Origin of the sequence: Microvirga soli (assembly GCF_016734765.1) — a bacterium.
In the GTDB taxonomy this organism is placed as follows: domain Bacteria; phylum Pseudomonadota; class Alphaproteobacteria; order Rhizobiales; family Beijerinckiaceae; genus Microvirga; species Microvirga soli.
Window position 1 is genome coordinate 29145 of sequence record NZ_JAERQE010000037.1, and the last position, 14154, is coordinate 43298.

Annotated in this window: 17 protein-coding genes; 6 read left to right on the forward strand and 11 right to left on the reverse strand. The window is 59.5% G+C overall.

Annotated features, from left to right (window positions below; genetic code table 11):
• Positions 1–219 precede the first annotated feature (219 nt).
• Together JKL45_RS22520 and JKL45_RS22525 are read right to left on the reverse strand one after the other, a co-directional pair.
• Entirely contained in the window at positions 220–843 is a 624-nt protein-coding gene (locus tag JKL45_RS22520) for a LuxR C-terminal-related transcriptional regulator (protein WP_201863922.1), read from the reverse strand.
• Positions 844–1233: 390 nt separating this feature from the next.
• The gene (locus JKL45_RS22525) at positions 1234–1818 is read right to left on the reverse strand and encodes an NUDIX domain-containing protein (RefSeq protein WP_201863924.1); all 585 of its coding nucleotides are present in this window, start codon (positions 1816–1818) and stop codon (positions 1234–1236) included.
• A 305-nt stretch (positions 1819–2123) separates the two neighbouring features.
• On the opposite strand from JKL45_RS22525, the gene JKL45_RS22530 reads away from it, so the two are divergent.
• Together JKL45_RS22530 and JKL45_RS22535 are read left to right on the forward strand one after the other, a co-directional pair.
• Complete coding sequence (locus JKL45_RS22530) at positions 2124–2405, forward strand: hypothetical protein (protein WP_201863926.1); 282 nt, start codon at positions 2124–2126, stop codon at positions 2403–2405.
• A 7-nt stretch (positions 2406–2412) separates the two neighbouring features.
• Positions 2413–2790, forward strand: a complete 378-nt coding sequence (locus JKL45_RS22535; RefSeq protein ID WP_201863928.1) for an HNH endonuclease — start codon at positions 2413–2415, stop codon at positions 2788–2790.
• A 271-nt stretch (positions 2791–3061) separates the two neighbouring features.
• Here JKL45_RS22535 and JKL45_RS22540 read toward each other — a convergent pair whose 3' ends face one another.
• Positions 3062–3457, reverse strand: a complete 396-nt coding sequence (locus tag JKL45_RS22540; RefSeq protein WP_201863930.1) for a type II toxin-antitoxin system VapC family toxin — start codon at positions 3455–3457, stop codon at positions 3062–3064.
• Positions 3454–3720 (reverse strand): type II toxin-antitoxin system Phd/YefM family antitoxin, encoded by a 267-nt coding sequence (locus tag JKL45_RS22545; protein ID WP_201863933.1) that lies wholly within the window; start codon positions 3718–3720, stop codon positions 3454–3456. The genes JKL45_RS22540 and JKL45_RS22545 overlap by 4 nt, the downstream gene beginning before the upstream one ends.
• Positions 3721–4141: 421 nt before the next feature.
• On the opposite strand from JKL45_RS22545, the gene JKL45_RS22550 reads away from it, so the two are divergent.
• Both JKL45_RS22550 and JKL45_RS22555 read left to right on the forward strand, forming a co-directional pair.
• The gene (locus JKL45_RS22550) at positions 4142–4387 is read left to right on the forward strand and encodes a type II toxin-antitoxin system CcdA family antitoxin (protein ID WP_201863935.1); all 246 of its coding nucleotides are present in this window, start codon (positions 4142–4144) and stop codon (positions 4385–4387) included.
• Positions 4387–4686: a CcdB family protein gene (locus tag JKL45_RS22555; protein ID WP_201863937.1), complete on the forward strand. Its 300-nt coding sequence runs from the start codon at positions 4387–4389 to the stop codon at positions 4684–4686. Before JKL45_RS22550 ends, JKL45_RS22555 begins: the two co-directional genes overlap by 1 nt.
• Before the next feature lie 170 nt (positions 4687–4856).
• On the opposite strand, the gene JKL45_RS22560 is transcribed toward JKL45_RS22555, so the two are convergent.
• Together JKL45_RS22560 and JKL45_RS22565 are read right to left on the reverse strand one after the other, a co-directional pair.
• Positions 4857–5486: a hypothetical protein gene (locus JKL45_RS22560; protein ID WP_201863939.1), complete on the reverse strand. Its 630-nt coding sequence runs from the start codon at positions 5484–5486 to the stop codon at positions 4857–4859.
• 7 nt (positions 5487–5493) lie between these two features.
• Entirely contained in the window at positions 5494–6141 is a 648-nt protein-coding gene (locus JKL45_RS22565) for a hypothetical protein (RefSeq protein WP_201863941.1), read from the reverse strand.
• A 692-nt stretch (positions 6142–6833) separates the two neighbouring features.
• On the opposite strand from JKL45_RS22565, the gene JKL45_RS22570 reads away from it, so the two are divergent.
• Complete coding sequence (locus JKL45_RS22570) at positions 6834–7268, forward strand: VanZ family protein (RefSeq protein WP_201863943.1); 435 nt, start codon at positions 6834–6836, stop codon at positions 7266–7268.
• A 134-nt stretch (positions 7269–7402) separates the two neighbouring features.
• On the opposite strand, the gene JKL45_RS22575 is transcribed toward JKL45_RS22570, so the two are convergent.
• From JKL45_RS22575 to JKL45_RS22585, 3 genes are all read right to left on the reverse strand, one after another.
• Complete coding sequence (locus JKL45_RS22575; RefSeq protein WP_201863945.1) at positions 7403–7792, reverse strand: type II toxin-antitoxin system VapC family toxin; 390 nt, start codon at positions 7790–7792, stop codon at positions 7403–7405.
• Positions 7779–8054: an AbrB/MazE/SpoVT family DNA-binding domain-containing protein gene (locus JKL45_RS22580; RefSeq protein WP_201863946.1), complete on the reverse strand. Its 276-nt coding sequence runs from the start codon at positions 8052–8054 to the stop codon at positions 7779–7781. The genes JKL45_RS22575 and JKL45_RS22580 overlap by 14 nt, the downstream gene beginning before the upstream one ends.
• Before the next feature lie 541 nt (positions 8055–8595).
• A complete protein-coding gene (locus JKL45_RS22585; RefSeq protein ID WP_201863947.1) occupies positions 8596–8796 on the reverse strand; it encodes a type II toxin-antitoxin system Phd/YefM family antitoxin in 201 nt (66 codons plus the stop codon).
• Between the two features lie 669 nt (positions 8797–9465).
• On the opposite strand from JKL45_RS22585, the gene JKL45_RS30545 reads away from it, so the two are divergent.
• Complete coding sequence (locus JKL45_RS30545; protein WP_201863949.1) at positions 9466–10803, forward strand: flagellin N-terminal helical domain-containing protein; 1338 nt, start codon at positions 9466–9468, stop codon at positions 10801–10803.
• A 251-nt stretch (positions 10804–11054) separates the two neighbouring features.
• On the opposite strand, the gene JKL45_RS22595 is transcribed toward JKL45_RS30545, so the two are convergent.
• Complete coding sequence (locus JKL45_RS22595; RefSeq protein ID WP_201863951.1) at positions 11055–11996, reverse strand: DUF6492 family protein; 942 nt, start codon at positions 11994–11996, stop codon at positions 11055–11057.
• Between the two features lie 239 nt (positions 11997–12235).
• The coding region (locus JKL45_RS22600) for a tetratricopeptide repeat protein (RefSeq protein WP_201863953.1) at positions 12236–14154 on the reverse strand (1919 nt) is incomplete at its 5' end.

The following is a 14154-nucleotide window of genomic DNA, read 5'->3' on the forward strand; positions in this document are numbered from 1 at the left end:
CACCTCAATGCGTGTCATCGACAGGGTCGCAGCCGATCTAACGCAACTCGATGAGCACCTGCGGCGCGTGCTGACGAGAGCTCGTCGCGAGGGCGAGGGGCTGGCCGATTGAATGGACGGCATCGGTAAGCGCGTTTCGAGCGGGAAACTCGAGCAGTTGCTGATGTGGTCGGGTCTTCTCTGAGGCCCACCGCATCTTGCGATGGGCAAGGCTCCGCGCTAGTGACATTCGGCCTGCGCTGATGCGATTTCGCTCTGCTGGCTGAGGTACTCTGCCGCCCAGATCGCAGCACGGGTGCGGTTCTCTGCGCCAATCTTCTTCAGAAGCGACTTCACGTGCAGTTTGACTGTCACTTCTGCGACATCGAGCTTGCGTGCGATTGCTTTGTTGGGGGCGCCATCGCGCAGGCCCCGCAGGATCTCCAGTTCGCGATGCGAGAACTCGCCAGTGGGAGCCGAGCCCTGCTTGAGCGGCACAACTTGGCCAGCGGCTTGATGTTTCGCGGTGTGCGCTAGTGCGCTCATCATTCCCAACACCATGTCGGCCGGGAACAGCGTCTGGCCATGCATGAGCAACTGAAGTGACATGGCAAGCCCGTCAGTGCTTGTGGCTGTGGACAGGAAGCCGGTGGCACCGGCACTGTGAGCGTGGAGCACAGATGCCGGCTCAAAACGCTCGGCCAGCACGGCGATGCGCGCGCGGGGGCACTGGGCCTTCAGCTGAGTGATGACCTCAGGAAGGAGAGCGCCGTAGTAGTCACCGTCGATCACGGCCAGCACGGGGATGGTTTCCGGAGGGGAGGGTAGGCCTGAGCTGCCATCGAATGCCTCATCCAGCACCATAAATGGCGATCCCGAGAGCATCTGCCGTAGGCCCGCGCGAAACACGGAACTCCTGCAGGCAATCACTGTCGCAACACAGGTCTTGCTGTTGGAGGCGCCCCCGCCCTGTGCGTCGTTCTGGTCGACTAAGTACATTATTGGTCCCAACGGACGAAACGAAACTAGCAAACTCTTAACTGCCCCGCTCAAAATTGCAAGACAGCCTTCCTACTGACTTGGGGACAGGCGGTGGTGTTCCGGTCGATCTGCGGTTGTGGTTAACGGACGCAGCGTGGTGAGGTATCAACGTGTTCAAAAGGCTTGCCTTTTGATCTCGGCAGATGGGTTTCGTGCCGTTCTGGTGGTCGTCGGCATGGTCGAAGATGGATGCGCTGTCGCTTGTCCGTCCTCTTAGCGCAAGCGCCGCAGCAGGTCCTCAGGCAGTCCGCCTTGAAGCAGTCGGGTCTGCACCGCCAGGATCGTGGCCACGCTCGGGGCGTCGCAGATCGTGCCGTTCAGGCACTCGGCGACAGCCTCCTGGAATGACACCCGGCGGACCGACAAGTCCTCCTGGGGATCCGGGTGGGCTGGCCCTTGCTCCAGATCCCAAGCCACAAAGCAGGGAGCCAGTTCATCTGTGATGCCCGGAGAGACCATGAGACGGGCTACCTCAAGCCATTGGCCTCCACGAGCGCCGGTTTCCTCCTGAAGCTCCCGTCGGGCTGTCTCGAGTGGATCTGTTACCTTCGGTCCTGAACCTCGGGGCAGTTCCCAGGTGTAGCGCTGGGGCACATAGCGGTACTGCCCGATCAGACAGGTGCTGCCGTCCTCGAAGATGGGGAGCACGGCGATGCCGTAAATGCGGAAACGAAGCGCTGTATAGGCATGAACCTTGCCAGACCGATGCCGGACCTCGTCCTGGTCGACGTCGACATAGCGGCTCTCGTAGAAGCGTCGGGAGGACAGTGTTTCCCAGGGATTGTTCTGGTTGGGCATGGTTCACCGTTCGAAATGGATCGGGTGTTTTGGGGAGAGGACGGGCTGCCTACCCCTAACGTTGCTCAATGCCGAGAGCCACAAGTACCGCTGAGCATCGGAACCCCAAGGGGAGATGCACCGCATGGATGGTGGTGACGCCTGCGGCGCCTATGACCCTTCCATGAAAACTGTGATTTTCCGGAGCCAGTGCGAGAGCCATCCGTGACGGGCGCCGTGACTTCGTTCTGAGGCAAGTGAGCAAGTTTCATTGACAAGCGCAAATTAACGTTATATCGTTAAACAGGCTAATTGGAGAGATTGTGATGACGAGAGCACGTCGAACACAGACGGGCAAGGCTGAAGCTGAGCCCGGCAGCCAAGTCACTCGTGCCGAACCGTTGACCGTCGCCTCGCTTGCCGTGCAGGCCCGGTTGGTTCCCGTTGCTGAGGACCGCGAGCAGGCATTTGCCGCTCTGCTCGTCCGATATCAGAACGTGTGTCGTGAGTGGGACCGGTTGGTCCAGCAGGCGGTCGACCTGCTTGGGCCTGACATTCCATCTGATCGATCCAGCAGCGGACCCTCCGTCTTTAAGCATGAGGAGTGAGGGCCTGATGCCGTTTGTTGAGATCGTGGAATTGGCCACCACGGCACGACGGAAGTTGACGGCGCATCGGCGTCTCAGGGTCTGGGAACAAGCTGCAGGGGTGTGCGCGCTGTGCGAGAGGAAAATCGATGGGGTGCGTGAGCGCTGGATTGTCGAGCACCTACGCGCGCTGGAGTTGGGTGGCACCGATGAACTCGCCAACATGGCGCCCGCCCATGAAGTGTGCGCGCGGGCCAAGACCCGGGACGATCATCGTCGTGCGGCGCAGGCCAAACGGCAGAAGATCCGACACATTGGGGCAGGGGGGTCGAAGCGGCCATTGCCGTTCGGCAAGACGAGCCCGTGGAAGCGGACCCTGTCCGGCAGGATCGTACCGCGCAAGTAAGACGACGAGGGGCTCCATGCTCCACCGGGAGGCAGCCTGATGGCAGGGCCGGGAGAACCAAGCAGCGACAACGCCGAAATGCTTGAGAGGGAAAGAGATTAGGATGATGTCCGTCCTGCCGGTCGTTGTTAAGGTCGGACACAGGACGTTGCTCGTGCTGCTCCGTCCGTTGCCATCAAAACTTCATCGCCTTGGCCCTCATGTCGCCGGCTCCTTGACCGCGGTAGCGCCGTGAGCCACGGAAGTTCCGCTCCTTAAAGGGCGGGAGCCGTCAAGGATCCTTGTTGGAGCAGGTGACATGGGCGACCGGGTATGCCGACACATGCTGGTCTTCCGAAAGGAGAGTGAGACCTTCACAGATGGCTTGGGCGATCAGCAGGTGATCAAACGGGTCACGATGGTGCATCGGAAGACGGACGAGCTCCTCAAGATGCTCGGGGCGGACCGCGAGGGTTTCGAAGCCTTGAGCGTTGATGGCGGCAGTGATGTCGCGGATGTCGGCCTCGAGCTTTCCAACCCGCATCTTCACCACAATCTCCCACAACGAGGCGATGCTGACCAGGATGTCGTGCGCAGGATCGGCAATGAGGTCCCGGGCCGTGTGCTCAATCCGCGGATCACCCGCAAGCCACCAGAGAAGTGCGTGAGTATCGAGAAGGATCCTCACCCTCCGTTCCCTTCCATCGCGGACAGGATGTCGTCGGGAAGCAGGTTGAAGTCCTCCGCCATGCGGATCTTGCCCTTCAACATGCCTGGGCTCCGATGGGGGCGCTCCATACCAGAGGGGGGGCGGATCTCGGCAATAATCTCGTTACGCGACATGACAAGGAACGAGGTGCCTTGGCGGGCTTGCCGGAGCAGTCCGCTGAGGTTCGCGCGCAACTCACGCACTCCGACCCGAATTTGCTTGTCCTTTTGCGGTTGAACCATGACGATTCCCTTGTGTACTCTTATGTGTACACATTTGGTGAGCCATGAGCAAGCCTGCCCATGCGGATCCTCATCCTCGACCCTGCGGCGGCGCCGTGCGCGTAAGCAGCACGGTCGCCCCATGCTGTCCGCCATCAGCTAGCTCAGGCGATGTCGGTTTGGGGCGAAGTCCTCTCCTGCGAACTGGAACTCAGTCTTCTGACCCTGTGTAGCCAGGTCATGCGCGTCAGGGCAGAGGGACTGGCGCTTCGACAGAGGCATTCTCACAGGGCATCTGCTGGGGGCAAACGGAGGCTAATTCATGCTCCTCAATAGAAGATTCGTTCGGGTCATGACGTGAAGGCATCTGTTTCGGGGGGTGCTTTACCTACGTGTTTTATGCGTAGAAAAAAAAGGCGCATATGCACTCTGGAGGTACCCAATGCCTAGACCCACTGGAGACGCGAGGGTTCGGCGTCCGACGAATGTCACTCTCCCTGTCGAGCTTGTCGCTGAGGCAAAAGCCCTGCAGGTCAATGTTTCCCAAGCCTGTGAGATCGTGTTGGCTCAGTCGGTGGCGGAAGCCCGGCCGGCCCGTTGGCTGGAGGAGAACAAGGAAGCCATGGATGCTCACAATGCGATGATCGAGCGCGATGGCCTGATCCTGGATGAGTTCAGGCAGTTCTGATGGCGCAATTCGATGTTTATGCCGGAGTCGGCCGCACCAAGGGCTATGTGGTCGAACTGCAATCGGACATCTTGGAGCGGCTGGCAGTTCGTGTTGCCGCGCCCATGGTTCCCGGTGATAAGGCCATGACCATCTCCGGGCTGACACCGCTGATCCGGGTTAAGGGAACTGACTACCTTCTGTTGAGCTACCAGCTGGCATCTATCCCGGTCCGTGAGTTGCAACGCCCCGTCGGCTCCTTGTCCGCTGATCAGGATGGAATCAAGCGAGCACTCGGGATCCTGTTCTTTGGCTTTTGAGTGTCGCAGCAGACCACCTAGTCCCCACAAAATTCTCAAGAGCGCATTTAAGGATCCTGAGCCTCAAGCAAGGACCCGGCCCGGTCCTGTTCGGAAACGGCATTGACATTCGACCGGGCTACCAGGGATTGTTGGGAAGCAGGTGACCGGGATCGGAGCGGATCCGGCCCTCAGATGCTCATGGCCTTAGTTTTCATGTAATCGAACTCTTTGATGGCCCGGTCGCGGCGGGAGCGCGCCCGGCGCTCATACCGGTCAAGGCGCTCCAGTTGACGAAAGAGGTCATCCCAGGTCGTGTAAATGGGCGCTGGAACCATCTTCTGCAGCGCCTTGAACACGGTCGCGACGCGCTCGAGCTGTTCGGCGACGGTCTGAAACATCTTCACCTCCCGCATTGTCTCCTCGTCGGTCACCACTCGCGCCAGGTTCTGGAGATCCTGGCGGACAGGCTTGAAGTCCGGCATGGTTTCGACCGGCACGATCCGTTCGGGCCTGCCGGTGCTCAGGTCCCAGACACGCAACAGCTCCAAGCGGGCGCGTCGCGCCCGCTGCACATCGATCTCCGCTTCCGCCACCTTGCGCGCCCGCACCATCACAACCGGGTCATCCTGGGCCTCATCTGCCAGCTCGCGGGCGAGGTGATCGATGTCCTGCTGCAGCGCCGGATGCGCCGAGGTAGGCACGGCCAGCCCGTGCTTGAGCGCATTGAGGCTCGCCCGCAGTCGGCCTCCCGCCGTGCGGGGGCCGGTGCTGCGCCGGGCGTTGGCCCGGTTCGCGGCGATCTTTCGGGATGACGGCATCACTCACCTACCTCTGGTTCAGCCCGGCATTGCGGTAGGAGACGGCTGTGACCTGCTCGGCAACGGTGCGCTGCCACCGGGCCAAGGTCTCCCGCCGACGCTCGATCTCGAGGAGAACCCGGTTGCGCCGTGCTTCGGCACTGGCGATGAGGCGATCGCAGCGCTCAATGTCACTCAGGCATTCCGACAAGGCCATCGCCATGACGGCGTTTAGATCGAGTCCGCGCTCGGCCAGGAGACGGTTGAACGTCTCGACCGCTGCCGGGTCGCCCTGGAGCAGGGCACTGGTGTAGGCGGCCTTCAGCGGCTCGGCTGACTGCAGATAGGGCCCGTTGGTTTCCGTGATCAGCCGATCGAGTCCTTTCTTGCGGGCGGCCATGAGACGGCTGGCCTTCAGGCGCTTCCAGCGCTCGATGTCCCAGGTGTGGTCGGTAACCTCTTTGACCCGAAGCTCCTCGATGGCGTCGGTCGGGGCCACCGCGGCGGCGACCTTCGACAGCAGCAGGTCATAATCGGCCTCGGCCTCACCCGGGATGAGAGGGCGTTCCGCAAACAGAGGGCCGAGGTCGCGCAGGAGGACGTGGAGGTCGGTGGGATCTGCTGCGGGGGCGCCCTGTTTCGGGGCGGGCGCGGGAGGTTGGGGGCGCTTGGCCATCGTGAAGACCCTTTCAAAGGCCTGAACCCCCATGGGCGAAGGTCCGGCTGAGAGAGATCGCCTCAGCGGATCGGGGCGATCAGGTCCCTTTTTGTTCTCATTGGGCCGCTGATGCAGGCAAGCCACCACTGGCCCTGAGTGCGGCAGCAGACGGGGTATCAAGAGGCGCAAGGGAGGATTGCACAAGGGAAGGGGATTAGTGCGGAGGGTGAAGGGTCATGGCCAAGGTTCTTGCGCGATGGCGTTTCTGATCCCGCGGCATTCGTTGGTCGATGAAATCGCTCGTTCGCCGCTCCAGACCCGATTCGATCCGAGCCGGGGCTGAGGATGAGGGCGCCTGTGCGGCCTGTTTTGAGGCTTCGACGATTTTTGAGGGTCTTTCGCCATCTTGAACAGGATGAAACACCGGTCGAAGCAAATGTCCCGATCCGGGCGTCGCATCGCCGGCACCGGCCGCACAAGGCCGTCGGCGCGAACCCTTCCATGGTGCCAACAAATAAACCGAGTGCCGACAATCAGAACGGGCAAAATCGAAGCGCGGGAGTTGCTTTCTGGGGAGCAGCCAAGGCTGGTGTCGTCGGGGTCTATGGTTGTAGAATGCAGCCCTTTTCAGCACACCCTGAGCAATGTCGCGGCAATCTGAGATCGAATTTACGTGCGCTGGTGCAGCTGAGTCGTTAAGAGCGTTCGTGATGTCCCTTAGATTGCTCTCCCGGCGGCTGGCCTGGCTGCTCGTTCTTGCCGTTGCTGTCTTCACACTTGCCCCGATTGAACTCAGACCCGTTACGGCAGCTCCTGCCGTCTGGGAGCGGTTTGCCGCTTTTGTGGTGATCGGGGTGCTGTTCTGCCTGGGCTATCCCCACCATCAGTGGCGCATGGTCGGGCTGGCGATTGGATTGGCCGGGTTGCTCGAGGTGCTCCAGCATATGAGCCCGAACCGGCATGGCAGGCTTCCGGACGGCCTCGTCAAGGCCGCAGGCGCTCTCTTGGGCGTCGGGCTTGCTGTGGCGGCGGAACGAATCTTCGGGCGGTTAAGGGCGAACTCCAGACCCAGATCGGATCCGCATACCACCTCTCTTGGACCACAGAGCGAGCCGCTTGCCAGGGTTCGGGTCCGAAACAGCTGATAGGTAGGGTGGGCCTGAGGGGCACAGCACCCATGGCATCCGGGAGAGCTGCCAGGAGCAAGAAAACTAACCCATGCACTGTAGCTTGGCAGATGCCGCGTCTTCAGCCGAAAGGCCCGTTTTTGGGTTTCGACCTAAGGCTGGCGAACCTCGATTCGGCTCAGTCGCTTAGCGACCTTCGCGAACCGCCGATCAAAGCTGAAAAAGGCGGCGCAGCCATCGGCTCTTGCCAGATGAAGCGCATCCGCGAAGTCCATCCCTGCGGCCATCCAGTCCAGGGCCGTTGCGGCCAGAGCGGGATCCGCCAGCGTCACCCGCGGGAGCCCTGCCAGGGCCCGAAGGGCTTCGCTGACCTGGGGCGGCGGATAGCCATAGGCACTGCGCAAGACCCATTCGGTCTCCAACAGGACTGTCATGCTGATGAAGACCTCATGGGCGTCGATGAGCGCTCTTGCCTGCGGCGATTGCTTCGGCTGGTCTCCGGTCAGGTACCGGACGATGACATTGGTATCAATCGCGAGCATGGCGCCGCTTGGCCTCAGCAATGAGGCCGGCTTCCATCTCCTCAAGGGTCTTCGGGGAGCCCGTCGGCGGCAAAGATCCGTACACATCCTCCGGCCGAGTGGGAGCAAACAGCGGTGCAGCCTTCAGGAGCACGCCATCGGGCGTGTCTTCGACCACCAGGCGCGTTCCAGGCTCCCAGCGCCGCTGTTGCCGGATCGACTTGGGGAGAATGACCTGACCCTTCGTCGAGACCCTCGTGGTCAGCCGTTCAGTCTCGGTCATCTGAGCTCTCCAAAGTAAGACAGAGGTAAGTTAACAACCGGTTCGGGCGATCGCAATAAGCACGGGGCTCTTCACGTGAGGGGCGCCGAGGCCCCAAGCCGTCCGTCGCCGATGCGGAGTGATCCGGCTGAGCGCCGGGGCCAAGTTCAGACATCATCCGTCCTTGCCAAGGTTCCGGTTCGTCGGCGACAAACGCCAATTCTCACTCTAACCCGCCCGGGTCTTTGATCGAACGAGCCGTCCGGCGCTGGGTGTCGGCTGTACCAAACTTTGGGAGGCCAGCAACGGCCAGACACCACAAGAGGCGGGCTGGCAGTCCATGGGGCGGTACGGGTGCATTGTTGATCACATACCGAGGAGAAACGTCATGACCCCTGTTCGACAAACCACTCCCGAAGGCCATGAACATGTCTTCAAGGAACAGCCGTGCCGCAGGTCAAAGCCGACTGGAGTTTCCAACCGCCATAGCAGGAGGTGGGTGTCAGCAACAGCTCCATCAGGCTTCACCCCTGAACAGGTGTTCTATGTCCGCACTGCCCATCTAGTCGAAATCGTCCGGTACGGAGATTTGCCCTGCCAAGAAGCCAAGCCGGTGGCATTGTCCGGCCGCCGGGGCATCGAGCGCTGTGACCTTGACGAGGGGTTTGCCCACCTCGGCGATCACAAACGCTTCCCCGTCTGCGGCCTTTTCGATGAGCCGAGACAAGTGTGTCTTGGCTTCGTGGATGTTAACGATCTGCATCGCGCCTCCCTTGAAGTTAACCAATTGAGCTTGGTCTTGCTCCTCCGCAAATCAAGTTCGTTGCCGGCGGTGCGGCGGAAGACGGCCTCTGGCAGATGGTGAGACGAGCGGGTCCTTGACGGTGGTTCAACACAACCGTGCGCGGACGATGAGATGGGCATGATCAAGGCCGCGGGAGCCCCTTTTGGGGATCGTGCTGGCCATGGGGGCCGAACCCATCTTGAACCGGTTGGGGACAATCTCCAGACCCGGACGGGATCCGCGGGTCACCCTTATGGTGCAGAGAACAAACCGTCCGCCAGCGCGGGCGTCCAAAACAGGTGATCTAACTTGCGACGTGGTCCGCCTGTTTAAGGATGTGCCGTCCGACAGGGCCTCTCCTGAAAGAGATGTTGATCTTTCACGTCTGATGACCGCGGAAGGTCGGTTGAGAGGGCTCAACCATATCGTAAGGTTAGGCCGCACAATCCCGCAAGGTAAGCCTGACCTCACGTCCTCCGATGTGGATCTCAAACATCGTCTCAGGCAGATCGCCCGGTCTCCTGTTTATGAAGCTTAAGCCTTCTTTAACACTAGGAGGGTTACCGTTCTGACAAGTCCCGATCGTTCATTATGCCTCTGTGACTCCGGGATCGGCGAGAGTAAACCTAGCGGCCGAGAACTCACAACATGTCGTCCATTCGGTCGAACTTGTCCGCGGTAGCAGTTCTGGAATCTCTCAGATCGGCGCAGAGTGCGATCACCAAAACCCAAAGACAGATCTCGACTGGTTTGCGGGTCAGTGAGGCGTCGAACAATGCCTCGTACTGGTCGATATCGACAAAAATGAAGTCCGACATTGGAGCCCTTGGGGCGGTCCAGGATACCCTCAGGCAGAGCATCGCGACAATCAATACGTTCTCGTCAGCGCTCGACAAGACCCTCGATCATCTCAACCGCATCAAGAAGGGGATCGTCGCCGCCAGCCAGCCCGGCGCGGACATTTCGGCTATTCAGACAGAAATCAGCGCTCACATCAAAGGCGTGAAGAACATCGCCGCATCCGCGACCATCAACGGCCAAAACTGGCTGTCAGGTGCGGCGGGGACGGTTAACCTCGTTGTGTCGTACGATGGCTCCGGAAGCAAAGTGAACACCCTGCCGGTTGATACGAGCCAGACGGTCCTGTTTGCCGATCCCGATACTGGAGCCGGCGGCATTCTCAGTCGGGTTGCCGTCATTGACATCACGGTTGCCCTCCCGTTGCGTCTGACGTCCCCGGGCCCGGGTGGGCAGACCCGGAGCCAAGGCAGTTTAACCCCGTCCGTGGTTCGCACCGGCACAGCAGGTCCTGATACATTGGTCGGTGGCGCCGGAAACGACATGCTCACTGGAGGGCTTGGCAAGGACGTACTCTATGGTGGGGCAGGTGCTGATACCTTCGTGCTAGCCGCGGCCACTCAGTCTCCGATTGCCCCAAGCGCACGAGATGTAATCATGGATTGGGAGATCGGCGACCGCATCGACCTCGACGCCATCGACGCCAGCACCAGCCTGGCCGGGCACCAGAGCCTCGTGTTTGTGGGCCAAGGAGCCGTGAGCAACTCCGTCCAATCCGGTCGGGTGAAGTATTTCCATGATAACGGCAACACCTATGTGGTCGGTGATGTCACCGGGGACGGTCAGGCCGATTTCAAGATCGATATTCAGGGTCTGCACACTCTCGTCGTCGATACCGATAGAAGTGAGATATATGCGGCGGCCCTGAAGACCGTCGACGACGCCATCAACCGAGTGGTGCAGGGTGAAGCTCACCTCGGTGCGACAAAGGCCCTTTTGGAGAGCCAAGGCGAGTTTATCAACGTTCTGTCAGACGCTCTGATGACAGGAGTGGGTGCCTTTGTCGATGCTGACATGAACGAGGCGTCGACCCGCCTCAACGCGCTGGGGGCGCGGCAGCAACTGGGCCTTCAGGCGCTCTCGATCGCAAACGAAAACAGTCAGCTGATCCTCAAGCTGCTGGCGTGACATCTCAGCCGGCGAGAGATGCACAGCGGTCAGTGAGGCGGGCGAAAAGCTGTCAGGTGATCTTGGGAGGCGAGCGCATTGCCATTCTGACGCCTGCAACAGCCCTGATTCGCAGCGCCGTCGGACCGCAACGCTGAAAAAGACCGACACGCTTCGGTTTTCTCCCAGTCTGGTGTACCTTAGCGTCGCCGCTTCAACTGGCAGGCCGGCCGGACCAGTTCGCTGCAGCGACGTGGATCAAACGCCTCTCCTCAGATGATTTCCTTATCGAGGAAAGCCTGCGCGGCCGGTTGTGATGAGAAAAGGCCAGCTTGGACCCAAGCCCTGGTGAAGGCATCTCGCTCCACGTCGGTCAGGCGCTCTCGTCGCCGCCGGTGAAGACCAATGAACTTGATGTCGTTCCGCCCCATTTCTCGAATGGACCATTGGATCGCCTCAGGTCCAACGGGCGAAATGGTGAAGAACGTGACGTAGTTTCGTCGCCGGTGCAAATGATAGAGGCGGCCAAAGGTGCCAAACGACTTTAGGACGAAGGCACAATAGAGCAGAAATTCTGTGGTCTCGGCGAGAGGGGATTGCTCCAAGAACGCAAGCGCGAAGGGCACAGCTTCCTTCTGTTCAACCGCCTTGAGCATGTCCAAGACGACTGGACGCGACATGACATAGGGGGTGGTGCTTGGAAGGGCAGGGGCTCCGCTGACTTCCGAGTTGATGTCTTCGATACCAAAGTACGCCAAAGCTGTCTTGTACCACGCGTTAAATGGAGAGTTGGGCGGATAGGATTGGTTATGGCTTCGGAGAAGACCCTGATCTGAAACGAAGTCCTCAGGATCCAGTGGGCGGATGACGTGGTTCTTGGTGTCCAAAACACACACAGCGTCTGTCGTGCAAATGCGCGCGGCCAGTAGCTTCAAAGCTTGCTGGATCCGCGGACCCTTGTGCTGCTTAAGGACAGCCGGATCGATCAGCTCGGATCGGAGAACGACCCGCCACTCGACTGCGGTCTGGCCCAACTCTGCCTGCAGACGCGGCAGAAAAAGCTCGGAAAACGCCTGATGATCGTGGCGATCATTCCAGATGATGTAATAGCACTTGATGAAGTCTCGGGCGTTAGAGCGGGCAATGGATCGGGCTTGCAACAGGAGTGCTGCGAACTCTCCGGCGAAGGAAACAACAACGAAGTCAGATTTCACCGCCGATATCCTCTCTCGCGCAGAGCACTGACCAATCCAATACCGCCGACGAATGGGATCCGGTCTCGTTGAAGTTACGGCCAACAAGGGCATTTCGCAATTTCGAGAGATCCATCAGGCTTAACCGTCTATCCAGGTGTATGGAGCTTCTGAACGTTCCTCAGCAGCTTCATAAGTGAGGTTGATTCGAGTCTTTACGATGATGTGCACGGAGGCGGGTACCAGAGTCGAACTCCACCTCAGCGGCGCGTCGCCAGTGTCTGCGTGGCGCCGACAGTGTTGGACCAGTGCCTTGGCGTCTTCTTGTAAGCCGTAAAGCAGTGCATTGCGATGAATCGGGAAAGCTGGTTCCTCTCCAGGATAGCCACATTCTCTAGCCAAGCAGCTAACCTGAGAGGCGTCTTAGCTGCAATCTCGGCGAATGCGCGGGTGATAAGAGCTGGACCGGTTTTGAGCCAAACAACATCAGTATCGCCGCGGTTTAGGGCCTCCGCTGCCGATTCGAGGGCGCGTCCAATAACGGCATTGTTAGGCGCTGCCGCTAAAAAGTTGTTGCCGAGAGTGCCAACGGCAAGCCCTCCGAGGGCGTAATCCTCCTGGTACACCGCTAACCCAACGTGAGACGGAAGGACCGAGCTAATTGGAGCGAGGCAACGGTCATCAGCATCCACATAGACGCCGCCATGTGCATAAAGATAGGCGAGGCGAAACAAATCTGCCTTTTCAGCTGCGCTGCCAGCTCGTCGGTAGGCACTCAGAACATGCGGTGCGTAGTTTTTCGTAAGGAACTCGCGGGCTGAAACATCATCAAAAACCTGATGACTGTAATCTGTGTTGAAAGATCGCCAGGTGTCCATTAGGTGCGTTACATCCTCAGGTGGGTGTGGATCATTCCAGTACTGGATGATCTGCCTGGGGATGTGACTAAGACCCTCCCGGTTGTCTTTCGGGGGAGGCACACTTGACAGCTGCGCCAATCGAATCGCGAGAATTAACTGGATTGCGGGTGCAGAATGGTCGCCATTTGATCGCAGCAGATCCTGCAATGGTGCAATCCGCTCATCCGCTGGTAGCATTCGAATGTCCGCAAGTTTAGTGATAAGGACCCTGTTGAGGGCGAACTCATCATAGGCTTGACCCATATGGCTCTGGGTAACATTTGTGGACTGACCGCGGGCGACGAGCCCAGGTGCATTCAGTAGGGTCCACGCCTCAAGGTGATTGCGGGCCTCATCAATCCGGAGGAGCAACATGCAGGCTCGGAACATCTCCGCGTGAGCCCAACCATCCTGCGGGTTCAGCATGAGAGCCATTTGATAGTGCTCTCTTGCCTCCTCAAAATTATATTGAGCTTCGGCGAGCTGCCCACGGAACACGTGGATCCGGGCTCGCTCGAACGTGATATCGGATGAAATGGACTGAAGTTTGACTGCTGCTGCGGCTAAGTCGCCGAACAGCAGGTCGAATTGCACGCATTGTGACCAAAGAGCAAAATTCTGCGGGTTTTCGCTCAGTATTGTCTCCGCCAACTCCCGGGCATCGGGCAAGTACCCAGCTTGCTTTAGCAGCTCGGCTCGTTTGCGACCAATCTCCCATCGCTTTGGGAAACGCAAGTTAGCTGTGTCAAGTAGCTCGAACGCTGCCGCGCGCTCTCCGCACTCGCTCAAAATCTGACTTATCTGAATGTGGAGTCCGAGATTGCTCGGGTGGAGTTCTTCCGCACGCTGATAGACATCAAGACACCTCTCCATATCCCCGGCTACGCGCGCCGACTCAGCAAGTTGCGTTAGTGCGGAGAGATGATCGGGCTGTATCTCAAGCACCTTCTTCAAAATCTGCTCAGCTAAACCAGGCTTGCCAAGCGCTCGCTCTTCAACCGCGAGTTCAACGGATGCTTGTAAAAAATCAGGATTAGTCTCACGAACTTTTTGAAATTCGGAGCGGGCGGATACCCGGTCACCGACATGACGTTGGAGGTAGCCTCGTTGCATCCTACCGTGAACGTTTCCAGGCTCAATTCGAAGCGCTGCGTCGATGATGGCCTTGGCCTCATCGTACTGTCCGCGATCTCTGAGTTCGGTTGCGACCTCCAGCTTCACGGGTAAGTTATGTGGCTCCAGTTCAGCAGCGGCTTCGAAGTACGTCAGGGCTGAAGCGC